Source organism: Desulfosporosinus shakirovi, from assembly GCF_020595055.1.
GTDB lineage: Bacteria > Bacillota > Desulfitobacteriia > Desulfitobacteriales > Desulfitobacteriaceae > Desulfosporosinus > Desulfosporosinus shakirovi.
This window is the reverse complement of sequence record NZ_JAJDOO010000007.1, coordinates 22,731-46,238: the sequence shown is the minus strand read 5'-3', so window position 1 is coordinate 46,238 and position 23,508 is coordinate 22,731. Positions and strand designations below refer to the sequence as shown.

The following is a 23,508-nucleotide window of genomic DNA, read 5'->3' as shown; positions in this document are numbered from 1 at the left end:
AACAGCAAAGATAAACGAGCATGGAGTTAGTTTTCAGGCGGAAAGGATAGATTGCATGTCAGAGAATGAAGCAGTAGACAGTGAAGATCAAGTTGAAGACACGCAAAAGGGTAAATTCCTCACATTTTGTTTAGGGACTGAATTTTATGGTATTGAGATTAAATACGTAACAGAAATAATTGGCCTTCAGCCTATCACGGAAATTCCGGAAATGCCTGAGTATATCAAAGGAATCATTAATTTGCGGGGAAAGATTATTCCTTTGATGGATGTAAGGTTGAGGTTTAGAAAGCCTTTCAGAGAATATAACGATCGGACATGCATTGTAGTCATTGATATTAGAGAAACCCCGATAGGTCTTATCGTTGACAGTGTTTCTGAGGTGATCTCAATTTCGGATGAGGAAATCGTATCTCCGCCAAGTCTGAACAAAGAAAGAAATAAATATATCAGAGGTATAGGTAAGGTAGGGAATGAGGTAAAACTTCTTTTGGATTCTGGTAAACTCCTGACCGATTTGGAAACTGAGAATCTAGAAAATATTTAAGTGATAGGGAGGAAAGGGTTCATGAAGTGGTTTTATAATATGAAAATTGGTTCGAAAATAATTAGTTCTTTTGTTCTAATCGCTATCTTAGCGGGGGTTGTTGGTGTTGTTGGCATAATAAGCTTGAAGAATACTACAGCCAATTTCGGCAACCTTTTTAATGTATATGGCATAGCTACAGCTGACGTCGGAGAGGTCGGTTTAGCCTTTCAAGAAGAACGGAGTCTCATTAGAGATGTGCTTTTTCATAACGCAGATTATTCAAAAAGCCTCAACACGTTGAAAGAAAAAGACACTATTATTGATGCCGGATTAATAAAGATGGAAAAAAACATGCAGACAGAACAGGGACTTGAGGTCTATAAAGTTTTGTCAGATAATTTATCCAAATATAAACAAAACAGAGATAAGGTCTTTCAATTAGTCGAGGCCAATCAGACAGAGCAAGCTGTCGCTCTGTTTTACGGAGAAGGTACTGATCCAACTGTTAAAGTAGCTGAGGCGATTGCTACACTATTTCAATTAAAAATTGATGGCGGCTTGGATAAAACTACAGAATATGGCGTGACAGCCAATAGTACTATTCAAGTAATGACGGCAGTTGTTGTTATTGCGGTCATCATTGCTATCATTCTCGGAGTGTTTATTTCGCGAATCATAAGCAGACCAATTATTCAACTAGTCAGTGTTGCAGAGAAGATTGCGGATGGAGACTTAGATGTAAGCATTCGGACTAACACAAAGGATGAAATTGGTACTCTGTCAACAGCCTTTGAGCGTATGTCGACTAATCTTAATGAGGTGATGACAAGCTTCAATACCGCATCCGAACAAGTAGCATCCGGGTCTAGACAGGTATCTGCTTCTAGTATGGCTCTCTCTCAGGGTGCAACAGAACAGGCCAGTTCTATCGAAGAACTGACAGCTTCCATCGAGGAAATATCCACACAAACCACGCTAAACGCCCAAAATGCCAGTCAAGCGAATGAGCTCGCCGAGGCAGCAAGACAAAATGCCATTCAAGGTAATCAGCAGATGAAAGAGATGCTTCAAGCTATGGAGGAGATCAATGAAGCTTCTGGAAACATCTTCAAGATTATTAAGGTAATTGACGAAATCGCTTTTCAGACCAACATTTTAGCTCTCAATGCTGCCGTCGAAGCCGCCAGGGCGGGTCAACATGGTAAAGGTTTCGCCGTGGTTGCTGAGGAAGTAAGAAATCTTGCTGCACGTTCTGCGAATGCTGCGAAAGAAACAACTGCCATGATTGAAGGTTCTATGAAGAAGGTGGAAGGCGGAACTAAAATCGCTAATGAAACTGCACAAGCACTTAACAAAATTGTTGAAGGGGTTAGTAAAGCAACTAACCTGGTGGCAGACATCGCGACGGCATCCAATGAACAAGCTTTGGGAATTAATCAAATCAATCAAGGTATCATGCAGGTTTCAAGCGTGGTTCAAACCAATTCAGCTACTTCGGAAGAAAGCGCTGCTGCAAGCGAGGAACTTTCAAGTCAAGCAGAATTATTAAGAGATCAAGTAAATAAGTTTAAGCTGAGGAAAATCAATGGGTCCTCCTCTAGCGGATTTGATGACCTCAACCCAGAGGTATTGCAAATGCTGGAAGATATGTCCCGAAAGAAAAAGTTCAACAATAATTACGATAAACAAGGATATTCCGGAGCTGGGGCAACAAACAGTTCATCTCAGATTTCTCTAAGCAATAACGAATTTGGAAAGTACTAACTACAACTAAAGTTTATATTTCAAAAAAAGTACAGGTTTGTGACAGAGGTGGTAGACCTTGTTGCAAATATAGTTTCAGGAGAGCCTTAAGGGCTCTCCTGAAACTAATACAGCGAAATCTGATTAAGAAGGAGGTGTAATAATGCTATGTTTTCAATCACAGACCAAGAGTTTAAACAACTAGCTGAGTATATTAAACTAAATTATGGTATCTTTTTGAAGAAAGAAAAACAAACTCTTTTAATGGGCAGGCTTAGTAATGTATTGATAGAAAAAAACTTCCAAAATTTTAATGATTACTTTCATTATGTTGTAACTGATAGAACTGGAGATGCGATTGTAACGCTGGTTGACAAAATAACAACTAATCATACCTTTTTCATGCGTGAGGTCGATCATTTTTTCTTTTTCAAGGAAAAAGTACTCCCTAATCTCATTAGCAGGTCAAAGGAGAGAGACTTGCGCATATGGAGTGCAGGATGTTCTAGTGGTGAAGAACCCTATACCTTAGCAATGATCATTGACGAGTTTCTTGGTGTGGATAAAAAATGGTGGGATGCAAAGATTCTAGCCACAGATATTTCCAGTAAAGTTTTAGATATTGCCCTTAACGGGATTTACGATAACGAGGGAATTGCCACACTGCCGCAGTCTTGGAAACTAAACTATTTTGAGAAACTGAATAATGACAAATATGTCCTAGTTAATAAGATTAGGAATGAAGTAATATATAGGAAATTCAATCTCATGGACGTCGTTTTTCCTTTCAAAAAGAAGTTTCATATAATTTTTTGCAGGAATGTCATGATCTATTTTGACAAGGAGACTAAGATGAAGTTAGTAAAGAAGTTCTACGATTCGACAGAGCCTGGTGGATACTTGTTTATTGGGCATTCAGAGTCTCTCGATCGGAATGAGACAGAGTATAAGTACATCATGCCAGCTGTCTACCGAAAGGAACCTTGAATATGAAAAAAATAAAAGTGTTAGTTGTCGATGATTCTTTGGTTTTTCGAGAAGTATTAGCAAGAGGAATTTCTACTGATCCTTACATTGAGGTGGTAGCTAAAGCAGTTGATCCTTTCGATGCCAGGGATAAGATTCTAGAATATTCACCTGATGTTATGACCTGTGATATTGAAATGCCGAAAATGAACGGGATTGAATTTATAAAGAGACTTTTACCCCAATACCCGCTGCCTGTTGTTGTCGTCAGCTCGGTTAGCATGGCTGTCTTCGAGGCCATGAAAGCAGGAGCTGTAGATTTTGTGACTAAGCCTAATGTTCAATCAGTTCAAGATGTTCATGGGTTTATTCATGAATTAATTCAGAAAATAAAAGTAGCGGCAAACGCAAAAGTTTCCAGGTTGTCCACACAGAGCAAAACGAATGTGGTAGAGGAAGGCGCTTCAATGGAAGGGAGTCTCATAGCCATTGGTGCATCAACAGGAGGAACAGAGGCAGTTTTCAGGATTTTAAAAGATTTGCCGTCTCAAATGCCCGGTATCGTCATTGCCCAACATATACCTCCGGTATTCTCCAGAATGTTTGCAGACAGGCTTAATAACTCCACACAAATGCGAGTCAAGGAAGCTGAGACGGGTGATTATGCAGATCAAGGAAGTGTACTGATTGCCCCCGGCGGACAGCATATGCGGCTAAAGAAGTTCGGAAATCGATACAGAGCAGAGTGTTTCGAGGGTGAGAAAGTGAATGGACACAGCCCTTCGATCGATGTTCTCTTTGAGTCTGTGGCAAAGGAAGTTGGTAAGGGTGCGATCGGCGTTATTCTAACGGGTATGGGGTATGACGGTTCAAAAGGGTTGCTCAGTATGAGAAGAAGGGGCGCAAGAACTCTTGGACAGAATGAAGAAACATCGGTAGTTTATGGTATGCCGAAAGTTGCCTTTGAAATCGGGGCAGTGGAAAAGCAGGTCTCTCTTGAAACTATAGCCCAAGCCCTTGTGTCAATCTTAAGAAATAGAGATTAATAATTTGAATTCTTAAAGGAGGTGTTGAGAATGGACATGAACAAAGAAAAGACGGAGTCAAATAACTTTGAACTAGTTTTCAATACCACTCCGATAGGAATGTTTTTACTAAATGAGTATTCGTTAATTGAAAGGGTAAATATCGCTGGGTTAGAGTTTTTGGATCACAATCCCGAGAATGTTTTGGGTAAACCTATTGGCGATGGACTTCATTGTTATGGCAGTACAGAAAACATTAAGGGGTGTGGTTACGGGATACAATGTCAATCATGTCAATTGAGATTGGCTGTTGAATTAGCCTTTAAGACAGGACAACCTATAACTCAGCTGGAATGCAGCAAGGTTTTGATACAAAATAAAAAAGAAAAGAAATTTTGGTTCAGGGCAAGTATTACCCCAATAATGAACGTGGGCAAACCCAATATGGTCATAGCCTTGGACAATATTACAAATAGCAAATTAGTCGAGGATACAGCAAAAAAGTATCAAGTTCTTTTAGAACAAGCACGTGATATAATTTTATTTTTAGATATGGAAGGAAACATATTAGAAGCCAACACCGCCGCGTTCCAAGCCTATGGTTATTCGAAAGAGGAACTTCTATCATTAAAGGTCTTTGATATCCGAGATCAGCATGACTTTACTTTAGAACAAATGAGACAGGCGGGGAATCAAGGGGTTTTATTCGAGACTTGCCATATTCGCAAAGATGGCAGTGCATTTCCTGTTGAGGTAAGTACTTATGGTACTTTTATCGAAGACCAACCAGTCTTGGTAAGCATCATTCGGGAAATAACTGAACGTTTACGGGTAGAAGACCTATTAAGGGCTAGTGAAAAAAAGTATCGCAGTCTGTTCGATATAGCCTATGATGGTATCATACTTCTGGAGATTCAAGCAGACGAACCCCTAAAGACAAAAATTATTGACGTGAACAGGATGGTATGTGAGAGAACGGGATACAGCAAAGAAGAGTTTCTCAATCTCAAGAGCGCTGACTTTTGCAGAGAAAAAAAAGATCTTTTCAAAACTGTTATCGGTGAAGTAATAGCTAAAGGGCAATACAGGTTTGAGAGTACTTATTTTACTAAAGATGATGAAGAAATACCTGTTGAAGTTAGCTCTCAGCTCATCGAGATGGATGGGAAGAGATGTATTTTATCGTTTGCTCGAAACATCGCTGAGCGAAAGAAAACACAAATTGAATTGCTTAAAAGCGAGGAAAAACAAAGACTCTTGTATGAACGATATCGTTCGTTAATTATAAATATGCCCGACAGCTTTGCTCATAACAAAGTAATCTATGATGAAACCGGAAAACCCATAGATTATGAAATCCTAGAGATTAATGAAGCATATGAAAGTATATTTCGAGTATCTCGCAAGGAAATTATTGGCAAGAAATATTCGGAGCTTTTTTCTGGTGAAGATCCTCAGTTATTTGACCAAAGGATGGCAGAATATGGGGAAGTTGCATCAACAGGACTTCAGCTCGCTTTGCCAATTTACTATTCAGCTTGGAGTGAGCGCTGGTTTTCCGTGAAATTATATAGTCCCGAACCTGGCTATTTCGTCTCACTTATCACAGATATGACAGAACGTATACATGTAGAAAACGAACTTCAGCTAGCAAAGAATAAAGCAGAAGCTGCTAATCGTGCGAAAAGCGAATTTCTAGCGAATATGAGTCATGAAATTCGCACCCCTATTAATGGAATCGTAGGGATGATTGATTTGACATTATTAAAGAATATAAGCCAAGAACAGCGAGGTAACCTTGAAATCGCTAAGGACTGCGCAGATTCCTTACTGACAATCATTAATGACATTCTTGATTTTTCTAAAATCGAAGCAGGTAAATTGGTGATAGAAAAGATCGGATTTAATATCCCGGAATTATTGGAATTAACAATAAAAGCACATTTGCCATTAGCTATGAAAAAGAAGCTAACCCTATCTTGCGACTGCTCCAATGCTATCCCGCAAACTTTGATAGGGGATCCCAACAGGCTTAAGCAAATATTGAACAATCTTTTAAATAACGCTTTAAAATTTACTAAATTCGGAGGGGTTGTTCTTTCTGCTAAAGAACTAGATATAACAAACGAAATGATAGAGATTTTATTTTCTATTTCAGATTCAGGTATTGGTATATCACCACAAGAACAAATTAAGCTTTTTGGAAATTTTAGTCAGGTTGATGGTTCAATTACAAGAAAGTATGGTGGTACTGGTCTAGGTCTGGCGATTTCTAAGCAACTCGTACAGATGATGGGCGGAACCATAACGGTGGAAAGTCAAGAGGGTAAAGGGAGTACTTTCAGATTTAGTCTAAAGTTTATGCGAACGGGCAAACTAAATTATCCGACACAAGACACTTGCACCATCCATTCTATGAGACCATTAAGAATACTCATTGTCGAGGATGATAAGGTCAGTTTAACGGTCTTATCTTTAATGCTTAAAGAAAAAGGGCACTTTATAGAATCTGCCACGAACGGGTTGGAAGCCATAGCATTGCATGCTGAAAATCAGTACGATGTAATTTTCATGGATATTCAAATGCCGATAATGGACGGGATAGAAGCAACTGCCAAAATCCGTGAGAAAGAGGGAGAGAATCAACATACTCCTATCATCGCTTTAACAGCCTATGCGTTAGCTGGAGATCGAGAAAAATTTCTATCCTGTGGACTGGATGAGTATATGCCCAAACCTATTAGAATGGGTAAATTATTCCCCCTCTTAGAAGAGGTGGTGAATCGAAATGGCTCAGCAGAAAAACAGCGTGCTGTGCCTCAAGACGAGGTAAGGATTAGTAAAGATGGAGTAGTACTGAATATTGATTCTGAGGAGCCCTTGGAATATGATAAAGTTGCCATCATCAGAGAAATCTCTCGAGATATTGAGGAACTTCGATTTGCGCTAAACTATGAGGATATTAATCTCATTGAAGAAATTGCTCATAAAATTAAACATAATTGTAACTTGATTGAGGCGGATGACCTTAAAACTTTAGCGTTTAAAATTGAATTGGCTGCCAGACGCGAAAACCAGGAAGAAGCGAATAAATACGCTCAAAGTCTAAAAAGAGAATTTGAAATTTATTTATGCCTAAATAATTGAGAGGGTGAAAAAATGATGAAGATTTTAATTGCTGAAGATGATTTAGCCAGTCGGCGGTTCTTGTCAAAATTCCTTGGGCAATATGGCGAAGTCGATCTGGTAGTTGATGGGTTGGAAGCGCTGGACGCATATTTGTTAGCGATTAAGGAAAAGTCCTCTTATGATTTAATTTGTCTGGATATTATGATGCCTAAAGTAGATGGGGTTAAAGTCTTAAAGGTCATTCGCGACTATGAGATAAAACAAGAGTTTGTATCTGAACAGCGGGTAAAGGTCATTATGACGACAGCCTTAGCAGAAACTGATTATGTTAACCAGGCTTTTGAAATTGGGTGTGAAGCCTATGCCGCTAAACCAATTGATACAAATAAAATGCTAGAGGTCATTAAGAAACTGGGACTTATTTAACACCTATTCCAAGCCTTCAAATTGCATATTATAGTAATGAGCATAGATGCCAGCCTTTTCGAGCAGTTGTTGGTGACTGCCTCTTTCTTGGATACCTTCATCGGTGACCACTACTATTTCGTCTGAATTCTTTATCGTACTCAGCCTGTGGGCGATCACGATGGTAGTTCGATTTTTGGAGAGTTTCTCCAGGGAATTTTGAATGTATCGTTCACTTTCATTATCTAGGGCTGATGTAGCCTCGTCTAAGATTAAAATGGGGGGGTTCTTTAAGAACACTCTGGCAATTGATAATCGTTGTTTTTGTCCTCCAGAGAGCCTGACTCCTCGTTCCCCAACATAAGTATCATACCCTTCGTCAAGGGACAGGATAAACTTATGAATATTGGCTTTTTGGGCTGCCTCGATAATTTCGGCTTCTGAAGATCCGGCCTTGCCATAGGCAATGTTTTCTCTGATTGAGCCATCAAACATATAGACATCCTGCTGGACTATCCCGATAGCATTTCGTAAAGAATCTAGCGTCACGTCTCGGATATCATTTCCATCAATGGTTATCGATCCGGATGTTACATCATAAAATCTGGGCAACAGAGAACAGAAAGTTGTTTTCCCTCCTCCCGATGGTCCGACTAGGGCGATGTTCTTTCCTGCTTTTATCGTTAGACTCACATTATCTAAAACATTGGAATCATCGTCATAGCGAAAGGAAACATTCTTATAGTTGATTTCTCCTTTAACGTCTGTCAAAGGGCTAGCTCCTGCTTTGTCCACAATATCTGGCGCAGTCTCCAAAACCTCAATAAATCGCTTGAAACCAGCGTACCCTTTTTGAAATGATTCAGTATAGTTTATTAATACGTCTATGGGATTGATAAAGAGGTTGACATAAAGGACATAAATTGCCAGATCGGAGATTTTTAACGAACCATCGGCTATAAATACCCCCCCGGAAACAATGATAACAACATAGAGCAACCCTTCAAAAAATGAATTCCAAGCGTGGAAATTTCCCATTAATTTGTAGATTCTAATTTTAGAATCCAAAAAGTCGTGGTTGCTTTTTCTGAACTTTTCCCTTTCTACTCGTTCATTGGCAAAGGATTTGACAACCCGGATTCCAGATAAACTATCTTGCAGTCTGGAATTTACTGCGGCAATTTTCACCCTGCTATCGGCAAAGCCGGGAGCCATTTTAATGTTTTTATAAATGGTGAAGACTACCATGACTAGCGTCACCACTAATAAAATTAGGGTCATTTTAATATTAATCAACATTAAGATACTAAAGGAGCCAATGATTTTCAGTATGGAGATAAAAATATTTTCTGGCCCGTGATGAGCAAGTTCAGATATATCAAACAAGTCTGCGACCAATTTGGACATCATTTCCCCAGTATTATTTCTATCATAGTAAGAAAAGGATAACCGCTGAAATTGATTGAACAAATCTTTTCTCATATCGGTTTCCATCTTCGCGCCCATAATGTGTCCCCAGGAAATAATGAAATACTGGCAAAAATACTTAATAACATACATAAACAGCAGGGCGATGCCGATAAATCCGATAGCATGCAGAATTATTTCTTTATCTTGAGTAAACAGATTTTTGGCCAAAAAATTAAGGATTTGAGGAAAGGAAAGATCAATAATGGAAACAATTAAGGCACACATGATGTCGGCATAAAACAGGTATTGATAGGGTTTATAATATTTGATAAATTTCTTTAAAATAGCCATGACTTGGGTACCACTCGCCCTCTGCTTCAAATTTTGTTAGTATCAGCTTCATCATTTATGTCAAATAGGATACTCTGAGAGGAAATAGAAAACATCCACTCAGAGTATCTCTTCATTAGTAATTAATCTATTTTCTACAATATTATCACACCGGGTCGATTAATCAACCCAAAGATAATTCCTTGGGGGTTTCAAAAATGGAAGAAGTTTTCAGCCATAACCAAAGATCTCTTGCCAGTATCGTCTTAAGCCGATAAACCATAAAAAGATCATCGACACGATGCGATGACCTTTTTATGGTTTATCGGCTAATTATTTCAATTCACCATACTTGAAAAACGAACTTGGAATTCTGAAGATTAAGTTGGGTAATAAACTCCTTATTTGGTAATCGTAGAACTTGAAAATTTCGCTGACTAGTTACCTTGCGTAATTTAGCGGACTTGCTTTAAAAGTTTAGCCATGTTTTTACCAAGGGTTTGGAAGGTCTGGATGCCTTCATCATCGTTTTGAACATCGCCTGGATCACGGGACAAGGTCATATTCCAATAACTTGAACTGCAAATGACCATTTCGGCTATGCCAAAGAAGAAGTTAATAGCGGAGTAAGTAAAGGTGGATCCGGCTCTGCGTACTGAAACGACCGAAGTTCCAACTTTTCCCCTTAATAAGGCACCGCCGTTAGACTTTGATACATAACCACAACGGTCAATAAGAGCTTTAACTTCGGTACTCACATTACTGAAGTACGTGGGGGAACCTATAATGATGCCATCTGCCTCTTCAATTTTCTGGATGAAATTATTCATTTCATCGTCTTTGCGTACACAGCGGTTATTCTTCATTTCTCCACATTTGCCGCAGGCCAAGCAACCAAAGACTTTACGTCCTCCCAATTGGACGATTTCAGTCTCAATTCCTTCTTCCTCTAATTCCGCTAAAACCATTTTTATGCTTTGAGAAGTATTGCCATTGACCCGCGGACTTCCATTAAAAGCTACAACTTTCATAAAACAAACACTCCCTGCTATTTAGCCTTGGTCATTGCCTAATATGATAATAAACGATATAATACTAGATAGCAAGTACGTACATTTTCGTACTATAGTATCTAAAAGTATACCGAGTTAGTTTGGGAGGTATCATACTTATGGAACTAAAGGCTCTTGAATTTTAGAAGGGAACGCTGTTAAGGTGATTTTTTCCCTTATCTGTAGAACTAAGGAGTGAGACTTAATGATCAAGTTCAAGAATAATGAATATCAATGTTCCATGGAATTGACATTGGCCCTCATCGGTGGAAAGTGGAAAGCCCTTATACTCTGGCATTTAGGTGATAAAACCTTAAGATATAGTGAAATGAGAAAAGCTATCCCCAGTGTCACGTCCAAAATGTTGACTCAACAACTTCGGGAGCTGGAAGACAGTGGTTTGGTCACCAGATTGATTTATACACAAATACCGCCCAAAGTTGAGTATTTTCTGACTCAAGCAGGTCAGAGTCTCCTGCCTATTTTAGATACCTTGTGTAAATGGGGACAGAACTATGCCAATGATTATGAACAAAACGAGCTAGTCTTAAAACTGACGCAAGAGGACTAGAAGGGCACCCACTTCTATTAAAAGTGGGTGCTTCTTATTCTGCTTCGGTGACGTAAGTCTCGCTGTTCGGCCTTAGCTGAACGAGTTCTATTCAAACAAATATAAATAATAACCAAATTATTGGACATTCTAAGAATGTTTCCGGCAATAAAATGAATGAGGAGGTCTGGCATATGAGAAGACTGGCTGCAAGCATTTTGGCTTTGGCTTTGTTGGTTCTAAGCGCCGTGCCCGCCTTAGGGGCTGTTGATCAAGGCAAATTGAAGGAGATTAAAGCTCTCACTCAACAAATGAACAGCATCAAAGTTCAGATTATTGATAAGGAAGTAGAGGCTGGAATCTTAGATCAAACAAAAGCCGATAAAATCAAGAACGCCATGCAAGAACGTCAACAAAGAATTGAACAAGATATCGACAAAGGCGAATTTCATGGTTTTGGGCAGAAAAAAGGCTGCGGCCGTAAAAACTCTAATCCTCAAAAGACAGAGTAAACTCATTCACTACTAACCGATGTCGGATAACAACGATAAGGGGCGAACTCCTAAGTAACATGGGGGGTCGCTCCTCATTTGGTCATATAAGTAAATGACTGCATTACCTCAGTCGTTGTTAAAATATAGCTGTTGGCTCCATTACTTAAGCCTCAGAAAACATCTGATTCATCATCAAAAGCTGTAACTGATATGTACAAATCAAAGTTCTTTGAGAAATGAATTTTTGTAGTGTTGAAAAAGAATATGGACGAAAGATATGAAGAACTCTCCGAAAAAACTTGGATAGAAATGGCTGGACAAACGATTGAGTAAGAGTATACTAATGTTAAGTGACTTATTCTCAGGGCGGGGTTAGAGTCCCCACCGGCGGTATCCTAGTTAGCTAGGGAGCCCGCGAGCGCTCTTCCTTTTTGAAGAGGTCAGCAGAACTGGTGCAAGGCCAGTGCCGACGGTATAGTCCGGATGAAAGAGGATAAGGTAGTCTGCATGATCTAATACACTTCAGTAAATCTAAGGTGAAGTTTTTTGGCTTTTGCTTGCTGTCTGTCTGTATGCCCTGATTCGAGTAAGTCGACTATAACATAGGAGGCGCATTACATTGAATCAGACTTTATTACACCGTTTTGGAAATTCAGTAGAAAGAGTAGAGAAAGCGCTCGACGCATTGCGGAGAGGCCGGGGCGTTTTGGTTACTGATGACGAACAAAGGGAAAACGAAGGAGATATTTTCTTTGCGGCGGAGTCCTTGACTAATGATCAAATGGCCATGCTAATTCGAGAAGGCAGTGGCATTGTCTGTTTGTGTCTGCCGGAGGAAAAGATCCTCGACTTAGGTTTACCTATGATGGTAGAAAATAACACGAGCAGTTTTCAAACTCCATTTACGGTATCAATCGAAGCGGCAAACGGTGTCACGACAGGTGTGTCAGCCGCTGACCGTGTCACAACGGTGAAAGCAGCGATTGCTGATCAAGCGTGTCCAGATGATCTTCGCCGCCCGGGACATATGTTTCCGTTAAGGTCCAAGCCCTTAGGTGTACTGGAGCGTGCCGGACATACAGAAGCGAATGTCGATTTAATGCGGCTTGCCGGGTTAAAACCTTATGGTGTTTTATGTGAACTGACAAATCCGGATGGTACTATGGCGCGTCTACCTGAAATCGTAGCCTTTGCCGAAAAACACGAGATGCCCGTGGTTACGGTTGATGATTTAATCAGTTATCGCAAGGCGAGAGAACAGAGCGTAAGTTGAATTAAATAATCTGCGGTAGAAATGAAAAGTTAGAACATAGAAACTAAAATTACTCAGCTTGTTTTTTAAGCTGAGTAATTTTAGTTTTTTGCGCCCAGGAGTCAGTCACCAGTGACAATCATAATTAAGTTTAGTTTCTGGCAATATGGAAAGAGGAGGTATACCAGCCCGCACAACATAGGTTGAAAGATCCTAACTTACATATTGGGAGTATTTTAGTATAATAAGTTTTGAAGGTGGGTGTATGACATGTCAAATGAAATGGAAATAGTGGATAAGTTAGTTCTCTTGATCGTCTCAGGCAAATACATCGCCCATGATAAATTGCCATCGGAAAATACGATAGCAGATCAATTCAAAGTACCAAGAATTACGGCCCGGAAGGCGTATGAAAGACTCGAAGAATTGGGGTATATCTATAAAAAGCAGGGGAAAGGAAGCTACGTCAAAGACAGATCTAAACAGATTGAGCTTGTCCTTTCGGGTGATGTGAGTTTCAGCCAGAAAATGATCGAGAAAGGGTACGATTTCCATTCGGAAACAATCTTTTGCAGGGAGATCAAATACAATAAGAGGATTTATGACTATCTAGAAACGGATGAAGGTGACAGGATTTTTAAAGTGGGAAGATTGAGGTATATTGATCAACAGCCTATCGCCCTTCATATCTCCTATGTTGCTAAATCTGTATTTACGGATATCGATACTGTGGGTATGGATATTACATCTATGTTTAAATATTACAATAGCAAAGGATATGCTGAATTTTGCTCAAAGCCCAGCATTTTAAGCATCTCCTTTCCCACGGAATCCCAACGCAAACTTTTAAATTGCACGTATTTAATACCACTTTTGGTCTTGGAATCAGGCTGCACAGATAAAGAGACCTGTACTGTATTGGAGTACATAAAGATACTGTATAGAAGTGATTGTTTTTCCTATGTTATACCGTAGATCGATAGCTCCCAGAATATGTTTTACAACGTCGAAGTTCAAAGGTAAATCTCTCGCAACACATAGCCGTATGCTTAAAGCATACGGTATTTTTATATACTGCCCTAAAAAGTCTATAATTTTTATTCCCTGATAGTGCTGCGGTAGCGGCATGTAAGGCTACTCTAAATCTGTTCTCAAAATCAATAACCAAAAATGAAGATACTTTACAAAGATTTAACGAGGTACTTACAAAGTTTTAACACCGGCCAACTTGGCAACAAGTTATGATAATTACGTAGACCTGAACTTGTCCAGGGGCTTGCCGCTGCTGAACTCGAACGAAAAACAGAATCCTAGTGGCGTCAGCTTCGAAAATACTTGCAAAGGAAGGCTGATTGATGATTAGAAAAAGAAGAACCATGATATTAATCAAAGGTTCATCAGATGTTCCTGCAAAATTGGCACAAGAGATACAAGATAGTTATGAGGTTAAGAGAATTGAGGAAAGCAATAATGGTCTAGTTATGATCAAGGTTAGGGAAAAAGCCAAACAGAGCCTGTTTTATCTGGGGGAAGTATTGATTACAGAGTGCAAGGTCATGATTAACGGGTTTTTAGGAATCGGTATTGTTCAGGGGCATCAACCAGAACTGGCCCACAATCTGGCAGTTATTGATGCAGCGTATAATGCCAGTTTAGCTGAGATAAACGCTTGGACAAAAGTATTGTTGATCGAGGAGAATCGCATCAATAAGGATAATCAAGTTTTTATGAAAAAAATCTTAAAGACGAAAGTGAACTTTGACACTATGAATGTTTAGCTTTTGGCAAGGAATTTAATTAGGTAAAGAATTTATTATAGAAAGGAAATCGCTGATGAAACTGGATTTGGTGCATGACTTGCAAGAAGTTTACCGCAAGACACTTGATTCGATGTCTAGGCCGGGCTTGATCTGCAATATTCAAGATCAGGCAAACAAGGTTGCCAAGGAGATCAGCAATTTTAACTCTGCTGTCTTAGCATTGATACTAATGTTGTTTGATACGGAAGTGAAGTTTAAAGTTTGTTCTAAACATGAGGCTGAAATAGTTGAACTAATCAATCAGTTGACTTATGCCAAAGTAACGGAAATAGAGAGCGCGGATTTTATTCTAATCTTAGGTGACGCTGATCCGGAGGAAATTAAACAGGTTTTTAACGCTACCTGCCCAGGGAATTTGCGGGACCCACACAAAGCAGCAACCATTATCATTGAGGCCGATTCGGTGAGTAATGACAGGGATTTAACCTTAATTGGTCCAGGAATAGAAAAAGAAAGCTATATTTTAGTGAAAACAAGCCACAGCTGGGTTGATTTACGAGCTGATAAAAACTCAGAGTATCCCTTAGGAATCGACCTTATCTTTACAGATGGCAACGCTAACATTTTATGTCTTCCGCGAACAACGCAAATAGTGCAAGAGGTGGCTGGATAAATGGGATATGTTGCAGTCAAAGGCGGAATTCAAGCTATTGAAGAATCAATTAAACGCCTGAAATATGAGCGGCTTAAAAAAGGCACCGTCCTGGATTCTCAGCAAATTGAAGGCGGTATGCGTTGTCTGATCGACCAGGTTATGTCAGAAAGCAGCCTCTACTGCGAAACTCTGACAGCCATGGCCATTAAACAGGCCGAAGGAAGCCCTGAAGAAGCTGTGTTTTTATTGAGAGCCTATCGTTCAACTTTACCCCGAAAACATTACTCGCGAACAGTTCAGTCAGAGGAGATGTTGGTGGAAAGAAGAATCTCATCGAGCTTTAAGGAAATTCCCGGAGGACAGATTTTAGGGGCGGCTATGGATTACACTCATCGGTTAATTGATTTTGACTTGAATAAGGAAACCGATGACGAAGCCATCAAATGGGTGTGTGAGTATGCCTTGGAAAGCGGAGTTGACAATGATCAGACTAATTTGTCCAATCTACCCAAGACCCTGGATTATTTACGGGAGGAAGGTCTGATCTCCACTTGCGAAATTAATTATGACGAGCCAGATGATGTTACTAAAGAAAGTTTGCATTTTCCAACCAGCCGCAGTCAACGGCTGCAGATTTTGACCAGGGGGCAGACCGGAGCGGTTACTTCATTAGGATATGCTGCCCTGCGCAGTTATGGAGCATTGCATCCGACAGTGGGAGAATTGAGAATAGGCAATCTGCCAATCTATGTAGATAGTCCGTTCCTGGAACAGAATGAGGACGGGGATGCTTATTATATCGGAGAAATCAAAGTCACTGAAGTTGAGACTTTATTTCCTGAAGAGATTCAAAAGGGAAACGGAGAAAAAGAGATTGAATTCGACATTGGCTACGGCATTTGTTATGGACAAAATGAAACTAAAGCAATCGCTATGAGTATTTTGGACCGTTGTCTGGAAGCTGCTAATCCAGAGTATCCGATCCATAATGAAGAGTTTGTCCTGTTGCATATTGATTCCGTTGAATCCACAGGGTTCATTTCACATCTCAAATTACCTCACTATGTGACATTCCAGTCTAAGTTGGACAGTGTACGCAAGACAAAAAAGTAAGGAATGCCAACAGTGAAAACTTTGAGGAGATGAAGATATGAGAATTGAGTACAATTTTGCCTTTTTCGATGAGGGGTCTAAACGAGAGATTAGAAGAGCAACCTTGAAAGCAGTTGCTATTCCGGGGTACCAGGTACCATTCGCTTCCAGAGAGATGCCGATTGCCAGGGGGTGGGGAACAGGGGGGCTCCAGCTAACCCTTTCTCTAGTTGGGAAAGAAGACATTTTGAAGGTGATTGACCAAGGTTCAGATGAGTCAGTGAATGCCGTCAATATTAAAAAACTTATCATTAAAACTACAGGAATTAAAGTAACGGACGAAACGAGTGAAGCAACCATTATTCAATCGAGACACAGAATTCCAGAAATACCCCTTCAAGCAGGCCAAATCCTGGTTCTTCAAGTACCGTTGCCAGAACCCCTGAGATATTATGAGCCGAGTGAATTAGAAACCAAAAAACTTCATGCGGAACAGGAGTACAGCGGTGCTTGGCTCATGCTATTTGAGCAAATTATGAATTACGGGACTATGTCAACAGGGGCGGATCATCCAGCTATGGTTCATGACAGGTATGTTATGGCCCCCAGCCCTATCCCAAGATTTGATAATCCTAAGTTGAATCATTCACAAGCGTTGATTCTGCTGGGTGCAGGTCGGGAAAAGAAGGTCTATGCAGTGCCTCCGTATACCAGAGTTGAATCCCTCGCCTTTGAAGACTTTTCTTTTGAAGTCGAAAGTTTTCAAGATAAGTGCTGTGGATTATGCGGTGCCAAGGGGGTATTTTTGGATGAAATATTGGATGACTTAACGGGTGAAACCTTTCATCAATGTAATGATACCAGCTATTGTTTACAAAGATTAAATCAAAAATCAGCAGGATGAGGGATTTATAATGACAGAGTTTGAACTGCCTGTTTTGTCAGTAAGCAATTTTAATAAACAATTTGGCAAGGGGTGTCCGAGCTGCAAAGATTCAAATGAGGACAGCCTGAAGAAGAATTATTGTCCTGTCTGCGGTACGGTCTATGCCTGCCAGGATATCACCTTCGAGGTGTATGCCGGAGAAATTTTGGGCGTGGTCGGGGAAAGCGGCAGCGGAAAATCGACCTTGATGCAGTGTCTCTATTTTGATCAAGAGGTAAGTAGCGGAGAAGCCTATATCAGTTCCTACAAGGATGGAAAAAGGGATGTATTTGCAGAATCGTCCCAACAGAAACGATACATTAGGAACCATATGATGGGAAAAGTTTATCAGAATCCGCTTTGGGGTTTAAGAATAAACTTTACATCCATTGGCAATATCGCTGAAAAACTAATTGCGGCCGGAAACAGACATGTCGGGAAGATGGAAGCCCGAGGAAAAGAATTGCTGGAGCACGTTAATATACCTATTTATCGTATGAAAGAGGCGCCTAAGAACTTCTCCGGGGGAATGCAGCAGAGAGTACAAATTGCCAAAGCTTTATCAAACAATCCGCCCCTTCTCTTGCTTGATGAAGTCACCACAGGGTTGGACTTGTCTGTTCAAGCCAGTGTACTTGACTTAATCAAGACCATCCAGAGGGAGTTGCAGATCACCGTGATTATTGTATCTCATGACTTAGGTGTTATTAGAATGCTGGCGGATCGAACCATGGTTATGTTGGACGGAAGAATTATTGAACAGGGTTTGACAGATCAGATTCTTGAAGATCCCCAGCATGACTATACTCAGCACTTAGTACAGTCCCTGTTGTAGTTAGCCTTTGGACGGTAAAGGTGATTATCATACAGGCGATTGGTAAGTTATTCTGAACTGCTTATGGACGTTGGAGCCCATTAGAAGTGTCATCTTTATACTGAATTAAGTGAGAAAGGGGATAGAAATGACTAAAAAGCTGGGAATAGAACCACTTATTAATGAGAACTGTCAGGTGTACAATGCAGAACTAGGTAGATATACAGAGATTGGTATTTATAACGTTCTTGAAAATGTAAAATTAGATGACTTTTCTTATACAGGCAGGTTTTGTACATTACAAAACGTTGAAGCGGGTAAGTTTTCTAGTATTGCGGACATGGTGCGGATTGGTCCGGTATTTCATCCTCTAGAAAGGCCTTCCTTGCACCACTTTACTTATCGGCGGATGAAGTATGGCTTGGCTGAATCGGATGATGAATCCTTTTTTCAGTGGCGAATGAAACGAAAAATTATGATGGGCCATGATACTTGGATTGGACATGGGGCGATTATCATGCCTGGTGTGACGATTGGCAACGGGGCAGTAGTAGGCAGTGGCGCGGTCGTGACTAAAGATGTTGCCCCCTATTCTATAGTGGCAGGAGTGCCTGCTAAACCCATTAAGCAACGATTTACTGAAGATTGCTTCCGAAAGCTTGAAGAGATCAGGTGGTGGGATTGGACGAATGAAATTATTAAAGAGAGGTTGGATGATTTCTGCCTGCCCATTGATAAATTCACAGATAAGTATTTTAATGCGGGGGGATCGAATGGAAAAGATACTGGCGATTGAGCATTTATCCAAAACGTTTGTTATCCATAATTTAAACAAGCAGATTGAAGCACTGCACGATATTTGTATTGATTTAAACGAGGGCGAATTTGTCGGTATCACTGGGAAAAGCGGCAGTGGAAAATCAACGGTATTTAAGTGTATTTATCGTACGTACGCGCCACAGCAAGGGTGTATATGGTATCACTCCAAAAAGTTTGGACTTATTAACTTGGCAGAATTATCGGAGCGGCAGATGATTTATCTGAGGAAATATGAGATAGGTTACGTATCGCAATTCTTAAACATCATGCCTAGGACAACCGCGAGGGAACTTGTGAAACAAGCGGTTTTGGAGATGGGGTATGAGGAAGAACGGGCGGAATTGGAAGCGGTTAAGATGTTGGTGCATTTTGAATTGGACCAAGAATTATGGGATTGTTATCCCGGCACCTTCTCAGGAGGGGAAAAGCTGCGTTTGAATATTGCCAGAGCGATGGTAAAGCGCCCGAGGTTGTTGCTATTAGATGAACCCACTGCCAGTTTGGATCCTGCCTCCAAACTGAAAGTAAGGGAACTTATCGAGCAATTGAAGAAAGAAGGAACAACTATGATCGGGATATTTCATGATATTGAATTTATGGAAAACCTCTGTACGCGAGAATACACAATGCGTGAGGGGAAACTTGCAGATTTTGAACTTTAACCCAAATCTTACAATTTTATAATAGGTGCTTAACTATGGTCAGGTAAAATTAAATTGCAGTTATCCAAATGGTTCATTCAAGGTATCGGATTAGGAAACTTGCTTCAGTGGGTTTCAACTCCGAAAATGAGAGGAGAATAAACGTGAAAAAAGTTACATTACTTGCACTTGCTATTATCTTAATGTTGTCTCTTATAACTGGGTGTGGATCTGCAAATTATTCGTCGAATTCCGGTACGGATGTCAAAGACCCTGAAGTCATCACCTTTGCCTGGTTACCGAATAATGCTTCCGATGATTTCAAAGATGCCCGGGCTGAAATCTGCAAGGTCATTGAAAAGGCCACTGGTATAAAAGTGGTAGACAAATTAACGACAGATTACGCTATTACCGTTGAAGCCCTGGCTAGTGGCAATGCACAACTTGCCTTTGTAGGAGGGGAATCTTATGTTGAGGCTCACAAAAAAAATCCTAAGGTCCTCCCCCTCGTAGTCAACAGCGGAGACTCAGGAACCTTGAAAGATGCCATGTATTATAGTCGGTTACTCGTTAAGAGAGGCAATGAAGATCAATATAAATCCGGCTCAGACTATGCCATTGATAACATAGCAGGAAAAAAATTCTCCTTCGTATCGACAAGTTCAACCTCTGGATTTAAGGTGCCTTCAGCAGGAATCGTTTCCTATTTCTCCAAGCAAGACAAGTGGAAGGACTTGAAGGCAGAAGATCTGCTGCAAGGGGGCAGTGATAAATTTTTTAGCCAAGTGATTTTTGGGGGTTCTCACCAGCTTTCTTTGGTGAACTTGCTCACGGATAAATCGGATGTCTCGGCCGTCGATGATTTTGATGTAGTCAACTATGTGGATCTCACTTCAGGAACAGACAATACTCCGGGAGCTGTCTACACAGTTAAGAAGGACGCTGTTGATCCGTTCAGCAAACTGGCTGGTACGCAATTCGTAGTCATCAAATCCACCCCAGTCATTAACGCACCAATCGCTGTCAATACCGGAGCATTAAGCCAGAAAACTATTGACGCAATCACTCAAGTGCTTACCTCTGATGAGATTACCAAGAATGAAAAGATTTTCTTACCAAAGGATTCTAAATATAAAGGGATGTTTAAAGCACCGCAGCGTTTTCTTACCACTGAAGATGCTTGGTATAACCCGATCAGAGAACTGAGTAAATAACCAATAAGATCCAAGAGTAAGATCCAAGAGACTATTTTGGGATAGGTTTATCTAGTAGAACAAGTTCACTGGAGGGGAGTTGAAAACAACCATAACCATGATGAGATAATGGCAAGGTTGTTTTGACCCTCTCTTTTAATTTAATAAGAGAAAGGAAGTGTAGTATTGGCATTGTTAGAATTAAAAAATGTCACGAAAAACTATAACAATGAATGTTGTGCTTTAGATAATGTCAGTTTCTCTGTCGATAAAGGCGAGTTTGTTTCTATCATTGGTCCTTCCGGAGCAGGTAAGTCGACACTTCTGCGCTGTATTAACAGGATGGTTGAAGCAAGCAGCGGAGAAATCTCTGTTGACGGCTTAATTTCTTCAAGTTTGAGCAAGAAAAAGTTAAGAAAGCTAAGAACAAAGATTGGTATGATCTTTCAGCATTATAATCTGGTTGACCGCTTGACAGTTATCGAGAATGTCCTTCACGGCAGGCTTGGCTATAAATCAACCCTGGCGGGGGTCTTAGGCAGATACAGCCAAGAGGAAAAAAGCCAGGCTTACCGAATTATTGAGATTTTGGGCCTGAATGAGCAAATATATAAGAGGTGCGACCAGTTAAGCGGCGGTCAAAAACAACGGGTTGGCATTGCTAGAGCATTGGTGCAAAATCCAAAAATAATTTTATGCGATGAGCCGATTGCTTCGTTGGATCCCAATGCTTCGAAAATTATCATGGATCACTTAGGAAATATTTCTAAGGAGATGGGGATAACAATCATTGTGAATTTACACCAAGTTGAAGTAGCCCTGAAGTATTCGGATCGAATTATCGGTGTCAACAGGGGGAAAGTTGTGTTTGACGGAGCACCATGTGATCTGACAACTCGACAGATTCGGGATATTTATGGTTCAGAGTCCGAAGATTTGATTATTGATCTAGGAGAAAGACATGCGGGATGATATTTTTACTAAACGAAGAAATGGCAATCTTGTATTCTTATTAGCATTATTGATTCTTTCAGTTGGTTCGATTATTATCACTGAATATGATGTGATAAAAGGCTTTACCAGCATCACCAGGGCAGTAATCTGGGGAGGAAGCAATTTCTATCCTGATGCCGAGTCATTAAGGATACTGCCCGAGATATTTCCCAAATTGCAGGAAACAGTGTTGATGTCCATTGCGGCAACAACTGTAGCAGCAGTTCTTGCCTTAGTCTTATCCTTGGCAGGCTCCCAGACGACAAGAATTAATCGTATATTTAGTATTGTAAGCAGGGGAATAGCCTCTCTCTTTAGGAATATACCCATTGTTGCTTGGGCTATGGTTTTGATGATTTCGTTTAGCCAAAGCCCACTGACGGGTTACCTGGCCTTATTTTTTGGTTCTTTAGGGTTTCTGACACGTGCCTTTATGGAAACGATTGATGAAGTGGGCAATAACTCGATTGAAGCTTTGCAAGCGACGGGGGCCGGTTATTTTCATATAATTTTTCAGGCAGTACTGCCAGCCAGCATGCCGCAAATGATCAGTTGGTTATTGTACATGATTGAAACCAATATCCGTGACGCTACCCTGGTTGGAGTTCTAACTGGAACGGGTATCGGGTTCTCCTTTGATTTGTATTACAAAAGGTTTGATTACCATGCAGCCAGCCTAGTTGTGTTATTGATCGTGATTACCGTTATTGTCATTGAACTTGTATCAAATAATGTGAGGAGGGTGATTTTGTGATGCAATTTAAAGAATTAATTGTTCAAGAAACAAATAACATTTGTGAGCAGCTAAGCAGTTATGAAGACAGACATACCTCTTTTAAAGAATTGTTCCTAACTAAAGATACTATAAACTTTGGCCCAATTAAACTCCTGGATAGGGCGTCTATTGCCATGCGGACAGTAATATTGTTTTTAACAGTATTGACTATCTATTTTTTCTCAACGCTTGATTATCAGAGTATTGACGTTCTCAAGGGTTTTACTGATACCTTCGTCAATTTTAAGACGATGTTTCTGAATCCCTATGCTCAGCGTTTTACTTTAGGAGAAGCTTTCTACAATGTTGTGGTGACTTTAGGGCTGGCCTTCTTAACAACCTTGATCGGTGGAATTGTCGCTTTGTTATTGGGACTGCTGGCCGCCCAGAATTTGGCCCCTAAACAAGTTACCAATCTTATTAAAGGCTTTGTCGCTATTATCCGAGCAGTGCCAACAATTTTATGGGTGTTGATTTTTGCAGTGGCTGCCGGGCTGGGCAGTGCTGCCGCGATTATCGGTATGAGTTTTCATTCGATCAGCTATTTAACGAAGGCTTATTCCGAGTCGTTTGAAGACTTGGACAGAAGTGTTATTGAAGCTCTGATGGCCAGCGGTGCCAACTGGTGGCAGATTGTTTTTCAGGCGGTTATCCCTTCTTCTGTTACCTATTTGCTTTCCTGGACTTTTTTGAGATTTGAAATCAATTTCGCTAATGCCGTTGCCATGGGAGCGGCAGCCGGAGCAGGGGGAATTGGCTTTGATCTTTTCATGGCCGGCGGTTTTTATTTCGATCTGAGGGAAGTCGGTTTTATCACCTATCTCATTATAGCTATTGCGATTGCTCTTGAGGTGTTTTCTACGAATATTAAGGGGAAGCTGCAAAAAAGTATTTAATCTAGTCTGCATCTTTAGCGAAGGAGTTCACTAGCACGGAATGGTAATAGAGTAGATATA

Annotated in this window: 23 protein-coding genes and 1 riboswitch; of the genes, 21 read left to right on the top strand and 2 right to left on the bottom strand. The window is 40.4% G+C overall.

Annotated features, from left to right (window positions below):
* The first annotated feature begins 55 nt into the window (after window positions 1–55).
* From LJE72_RS08015 to LJE72_RS07990, 6 genes are all read left to right on the top strand, one after another.
* Window positions 56–547 carry a chemotaxis protein CheW gene (locus LJE72_RS08015; protein WP_229247094.1) on the top strand — a complete coding sequence of 164 codons (492 nt, stop codon included), beginning with the start codon at window positions 56–58 and terminating at the stop codon, window positions 545–547.
* Between the two features lie 21 nt (window positions 548–568).
* Entirely contained in the window at window positions 569–2,293 is a 1,725-nt protein-coding gene (locus LJE72_RS08010) for a methyl-accepting chemotaxis protein (protein ID WP_229247093.1), read from the top strand.
* 147 nt (window positions 2,294–2,440) lie between these two features.
* Complete coding sequence (locus LJE72_RS08005; protein WP_229247092.1) at window positions 2,441–3,259, top strand: CheR family methyltransferase; 819 nt, start codon at window positions 2,441–2,443, stop codon at window positions 3,257–3,259.
* Window positions 3,260–3,261: 2 nt separating this feature from the next.
* Complete coding sequence (locus LJE72_RS08000) at window positions 3,262–4,284, top strand: protein-glutamate methylesterase/protein-glutamine glutaminase (RefSeq protein WP_229247091.1); 1,023 nt, start codon at window positions 3,262–3,264, stop codon at window positions 4,282–4,284.
* 30 nt (window positions 4,285–4,314) lie between these two features.
* Complete coding sequence (locus tag LJE72_RS07995) at window positions 4,315–7,410, top strand: PAS domain S-box protein (RefSeq protein ID WP_229247090.1); 3,096 nt, start codon at window positions 4,315–4,317, stop codon at window positions 7,408–7,410.
* Window positions 7,411–7,425: 15 nt separating this feature from the next.
* Window positions 7,426–7,818 (top strand): response regulator, encoded by a 393-nt coding sequence (locus tag LJE72_RS07990; RefSeq protein WP_229247216.1) that lies wholly within the window; start codon window positions 7,426–7,428, stop codon window positions 7,816–7,818.
* Between the two features lie 3 nt (window positions 7,819–7,821).
* Here LJE72_RS07990 and LJE72_RS07985 read toward each other — a convergent pair whose 3' ends face one another.
* Both LJE72_RS07985 and LJE72_RS07980 read right to left on the bottom strand, forming a co-directional pair.
* On the bottom strand, window positions 7,822–9,558 hold the full coding sequence (locus LJE72_RS07985; RefSeq protein WP_229247089.1) for an ABC transporter ATP-binding protein: 1,737 nt from the start codon (window positions 9,556–9,558) through the stop codon (window positions 7,822–7,824).
* Window positions 9,559–9,992: 434 nt separating this feature from the next.
* A complete protein-coding gene (locus LJE72_RS07980) occupies window positions 9,993–10,568 on the bottom strand; it encodes a flavodoxin family protein (protein WP_229247088.1) in 576 nt (191 codons plus the stop codon).
* A gap of 226 nt (window positions 10,569–10,794) precedes the next feature.
* Here LJE72_RS07980 and LJE72_RS07975 point away from each other — a divergent pair, with 226 nt between their 5' ends.
* The 15 genes from LJE72_RS07975 to LJE72_RS07905 all read left to right on the top strand — a co-directional run bounded on the left by LJE72_RS07975 (window position 10,795) and on the right by LJE72_RS07905 (window position 23,448).
* Window positions 10,795–11,160 carry a winged helix-turn-helix transcriptional regulator gene (locus LJE72_RS07975; RefSeq protein WP_229247087.1) on the top strand — a complete coding sequence of 122 codons (366 nt, stop codon included), beginning with the start codon at window positions 10,795–10,797 and terminating at the stop codon, window positions 11,158–11,160.
* 173 nt (window positions 11,161–11,333) lie between these two features.
* The gene (locus LJE72_RS07970) at window positions 11,334–11,651 is read left to right on the top strand and encodes a DUF2680 domain-containing protein (RefSeq protein ID WP_229247086.1); all 318 of its coding nucleotides are present in this window, start codon (window positions 11,334–11,336) and stop codon (window positions 11,649–11,651) included.
* Between the two features lie 335 nt (window positions 11,652–11,986).
* A riboswitch (FMN riboswitch) is annotated at window positions 11,987–12,132 on the top strand.
* Between the two features lie 120 nt (window positions 12,133–12,252).
* On the top strand, window positions 12,253–12,906 hold the full coding sequence (gene ribB / locus LJE72_RS07965) for a 3,4-dihydroxy-2-butanone-4-phosphate synthase (RefSeq protein WP_229247085.1): 654 nt from the start codon (window positions 12,253–12,255) through the stop codon (window positions 12,904–12,906).
* Between the two features lie 249 nt (window positions 12,907–13,155).
* On the top strand, window positions 13,156–13,860 hold the full coding sequence (locus LJE72_RS07960; RefSeq protein ID WP_229247084.1) for a GntR family transcriptional regulator: 705 nt from the start codon (window positions 13,156–13,158) through the stop codon (window positions 13,858–13,860).
* Window positions 13,861–14,240: 380 nt separating this feature from the next.
* Window positions 14,241–14,663: a phosphonate C-P lyase system protein PhnG gene (gene phnG / locus LJE72_RS07955; RefSeq protein ID WP_229247083.1), complete on the top strand. Its 423-nt coding sequence runs from the start codon at window positions 14,241–14,243 to the stop codon at window positions 14,661–14,663.
* Between the two features lie 55 nt (window positions 14,664–14,718).
* Complete coding sequence (gene phnH, locus LJE72_RS07950; protein ID WP_229247082.1) at window positions 14,719–15,318, top strand: phosphonate C-P lyase system protein PhnH; 600 nt, start codon at window positions 14,719–14,721, stop codon at window positions 15,316–15,318.
* On the top strand, window positions 15,319–16,413 hold the full coding sequence (locus LJE72_RS07945) for a carbon-phosphorus lyase complex subunit PhnI (RefSeq protein WP_229247081.1): 1,095 nt from the start codon (window positions 15,319–15,321) through the stop codon (window positions 16,411–16,413).
* A gap of 37 nt (window positions 16,414–16,450) precedes the next feature.
* Window positions 16,451–17,296 carry an alpha-D-ribose 1-methylphosphonate 5-phosphate C-P-lyase PhnJ gene (locus LJE72_RS07940; RefSeq protein WP_229247080.1) on the top strand — a complete coding sequence of 282 codons (846 nt, stop codon included), beginning with the start codon at window positions 16,451–16,453 and terminating at the stop codon, window positions 17,294–17,296.
* A gap of 10 nt (window positions 17,297–17,306) precedes the next feature.
* Window positions 17,307–18,152, top strand: a complete 846-nt coding sequence (locus LJE72_RS07935) for an ATP-binding cassette domain-containing protein (RefSeq protein ID WP_229247079.1) — start codon at window positions 17,307–17,309, stop codon at window positions 18,150–18,152.
* A 127-nt stretch (window positions 18,153–18,279) separates the two neighbouring features.
* Window positions 18,280–18,927 carry a DapH/DapD/GlmU-related protein gene (locus LJE72_RS07930; RefSeq protein WP_229247078.1) on the top strand — a complete coding sequence of 216 codons (648 nt, stop codon included), beginning with the start codon at window positions 18,280–18,282 and terminating at the stop codon, window positions 18,925–18,927.
* On the top strand, window positions 18,905–19,612 hold the full coding sequence (locus LJE72_RS07925; protein WP_229247077.1) for a phosphonate C-P lyase system protein PhnL: 708 nt from the start codon (window positions 18,905–18,907) through the stop codon (window positions 19,610–19,612). Before LJE72_RS07930 ends, LJE72_RS07925 begins: the two co-directional genes overlap by 23 nt.
* A 143-nt stretch (window positions 19,613–19,755) precedes the next feature.
* Window positions 19,756–20,805, top strand: a complete 1,050-nt coding sequence (locus tag LJE72_RS07920; protein ID WP_229247076.1) for a PhnD/SsuA/transferrin family substrate-binding protein — start codon at window positions 19,756–19,758, stop codon at window positions 20,803–20,805.
* Between the two features lie 165 nt (window positions 20,806–20,970).
* Window positions 20,971–21,756: a phosphonate ABC transporter ATP-binding protein gene (gene phnC / locus LJE72_RS07915; protein ID WP_229247075.1), complete on the top strand. Its 786-nt coding sequence runs from the start codon at window positions 20,971–20,973 to the stop codon at window positions 21,754–21,756.
* Window positions 21,746–22,531 (top strand): PhnE/PtxC family ABC transporter permease, encoded by a 786-nt coding sequence (locus tag LJE72_RS07910; RefSeq protein ID WP_229247074.1) that lies wholly within the window; start codon window positions 21,746–21,748, stop codon window positions 22,529–22,531. The genes phnC and LJE72_RS07910 overlap by 11 nt, the downstream gene beginning before the upstream one ends.
* Window positions 22,531–23,448, top strand: a complete 918-nt coding sequence (locus LJE72_RS07905; protein WP_229247215.1) for a PhnE/PtxC family ABC transporter permease — start codon at window positions 22,531–22,533, stop codon at window positions 23,446–23,448. Before LJE72_RS07910 ends, LJE72_RS07905 begins: the two co-directional genes overlap by 1 nt.
* Window positions 23,449–23,508 lie beyond the last annotated feature (60 nt).

Coding starts and splice junctions, on each gene's coding strand:
- phnG (WP_229247083.1), top strand. CDS start 14,241: ATGATTAGAAAAAGAAGAACCATGATATTAATCAAAGGTTCATCAGAT.
- LJE72_RS08010 (WP_229247093.1), top strand. CDS start 569: ATGAAGTGGTTTTATAATATGAAAATTGGTTCGAAAATAATTAGTTCT.
- LJE72_RS08000 (WP_229247091.1), top strand. CDS start 3,262: ATGAAAAAAATAAAAGTGTTAGTTGTCGATGATTCTTTGGTTTTTCGA.
- LJE72_RS07940 (WP_229247080.1), top strand. CDS start 16,451: ATGAGAATTGAGTACAATTTTGCCTTTTTCGATGAGGGGTCTAAACGA.
- LJE72_RS07960 (WP_229247084.1), top strand. CDS start 13,156: ATGTCAAATGAAATGGAAATAGTGGATAAGTTAGTTCTCTTGATCGTC.
- LJE72_RS07975 (WP_229247087.1), top strand. CDS start 10,795: ATGATCAAGTTCAAGAATAATGAATATCAATGTTCCATGGAATTGACA.
- LJE72_RS07995 (WP_229247090.1), top strand. CDS start 4,315: ATGGACATGAACAAAGAAAAGACGGAGTCAAATAACTTTGAACTAGTT.
- LJE72_RS07905 (WP_229247215.1), top strand. CDS start 22,531: ATGCAATTTAAAGAATTAATTGTTCAAGAAACAAATAACATTTGTGAG.
- LJE72_RS07980 (WP_229247088.1), bottom strand. CDS start 10,568: ATGAAAGTTGTAGCTTTTAATGGAAGTCCGCGGGTCAATGGCAATACT.
- LJE72_RS08015 (WP_229247094.1), top strand. CDS start 56: ATGTCAGAGAATGAAGCAGTAGACAGTGAAGATCAAGTTGAAGACACG.
- LJE72_RS07990 (WP_229247216.1), top strand. CDS start 7,426: ATGAAGATTTTAATTGCTGAAGATGATTTAGCCAGTCGGCGGTTCTTG.
- LJE72_RS07945 (WP_229247081.1), top strand. CDS start 15,319: ATGGGATATGTTGCAGTCAAAGGCGGAATTCAAGCTATTGAAGAATCA.
- LJE72_RS07935 (WP_229247079.1), top strand. CDS start 17,307: ATGACAGAGTTTGAACTGCCTGTTTTGTCAGTAAGCAATTTTAATAAA.
- LJE72_RS07910 (WP_229247074.1), top strand. CDS start 21,746: ATGCGGGATGATATTTTTACTAAACGAAGAAATGGCAATCTTGTATTC.
- LJE72_RS07985 (WP_229247089.1), bottom strand. CDS start 9,558: ATGGCTATTTTAAAGAAATTTATCAAATATTATAAACCCTATCAATAC.
- LJE72_RS07930 (WP_229247078.1), top strand. CDS start 18,280: ATGACTAAAAAGCTGGGAATAGAACCACTTATTAATGAGAACTGTCAG.
- LJE72_RS07925 (WP_229247077.1), top strand. CDS start 18,905: ATGGAAAAGATACTGGCGATTGAGCATTTATCCAAAACGTTTGTTATC.
- LJE72_RS08005 (WP_229247092.1), top strand. CDS start 2,441: ATGTTTTCAATCACAGACCAAGAGTTTAAACAACTAGCTGAGTATATT.
- LJE72_RS07970 (WP_229247086.1), top strand. CDS start 11,334: ATGAGAAGACTGGCTGCAAGCATTTTGGCTTTGGCTTTGTTGGTTCTA.
- phnH (WP_229247082.1), top strand. CDS start 14,719: ATGAAACTGGATTTGGTGCATGACTTGCAAGAAGTTTACCGCAAGACA.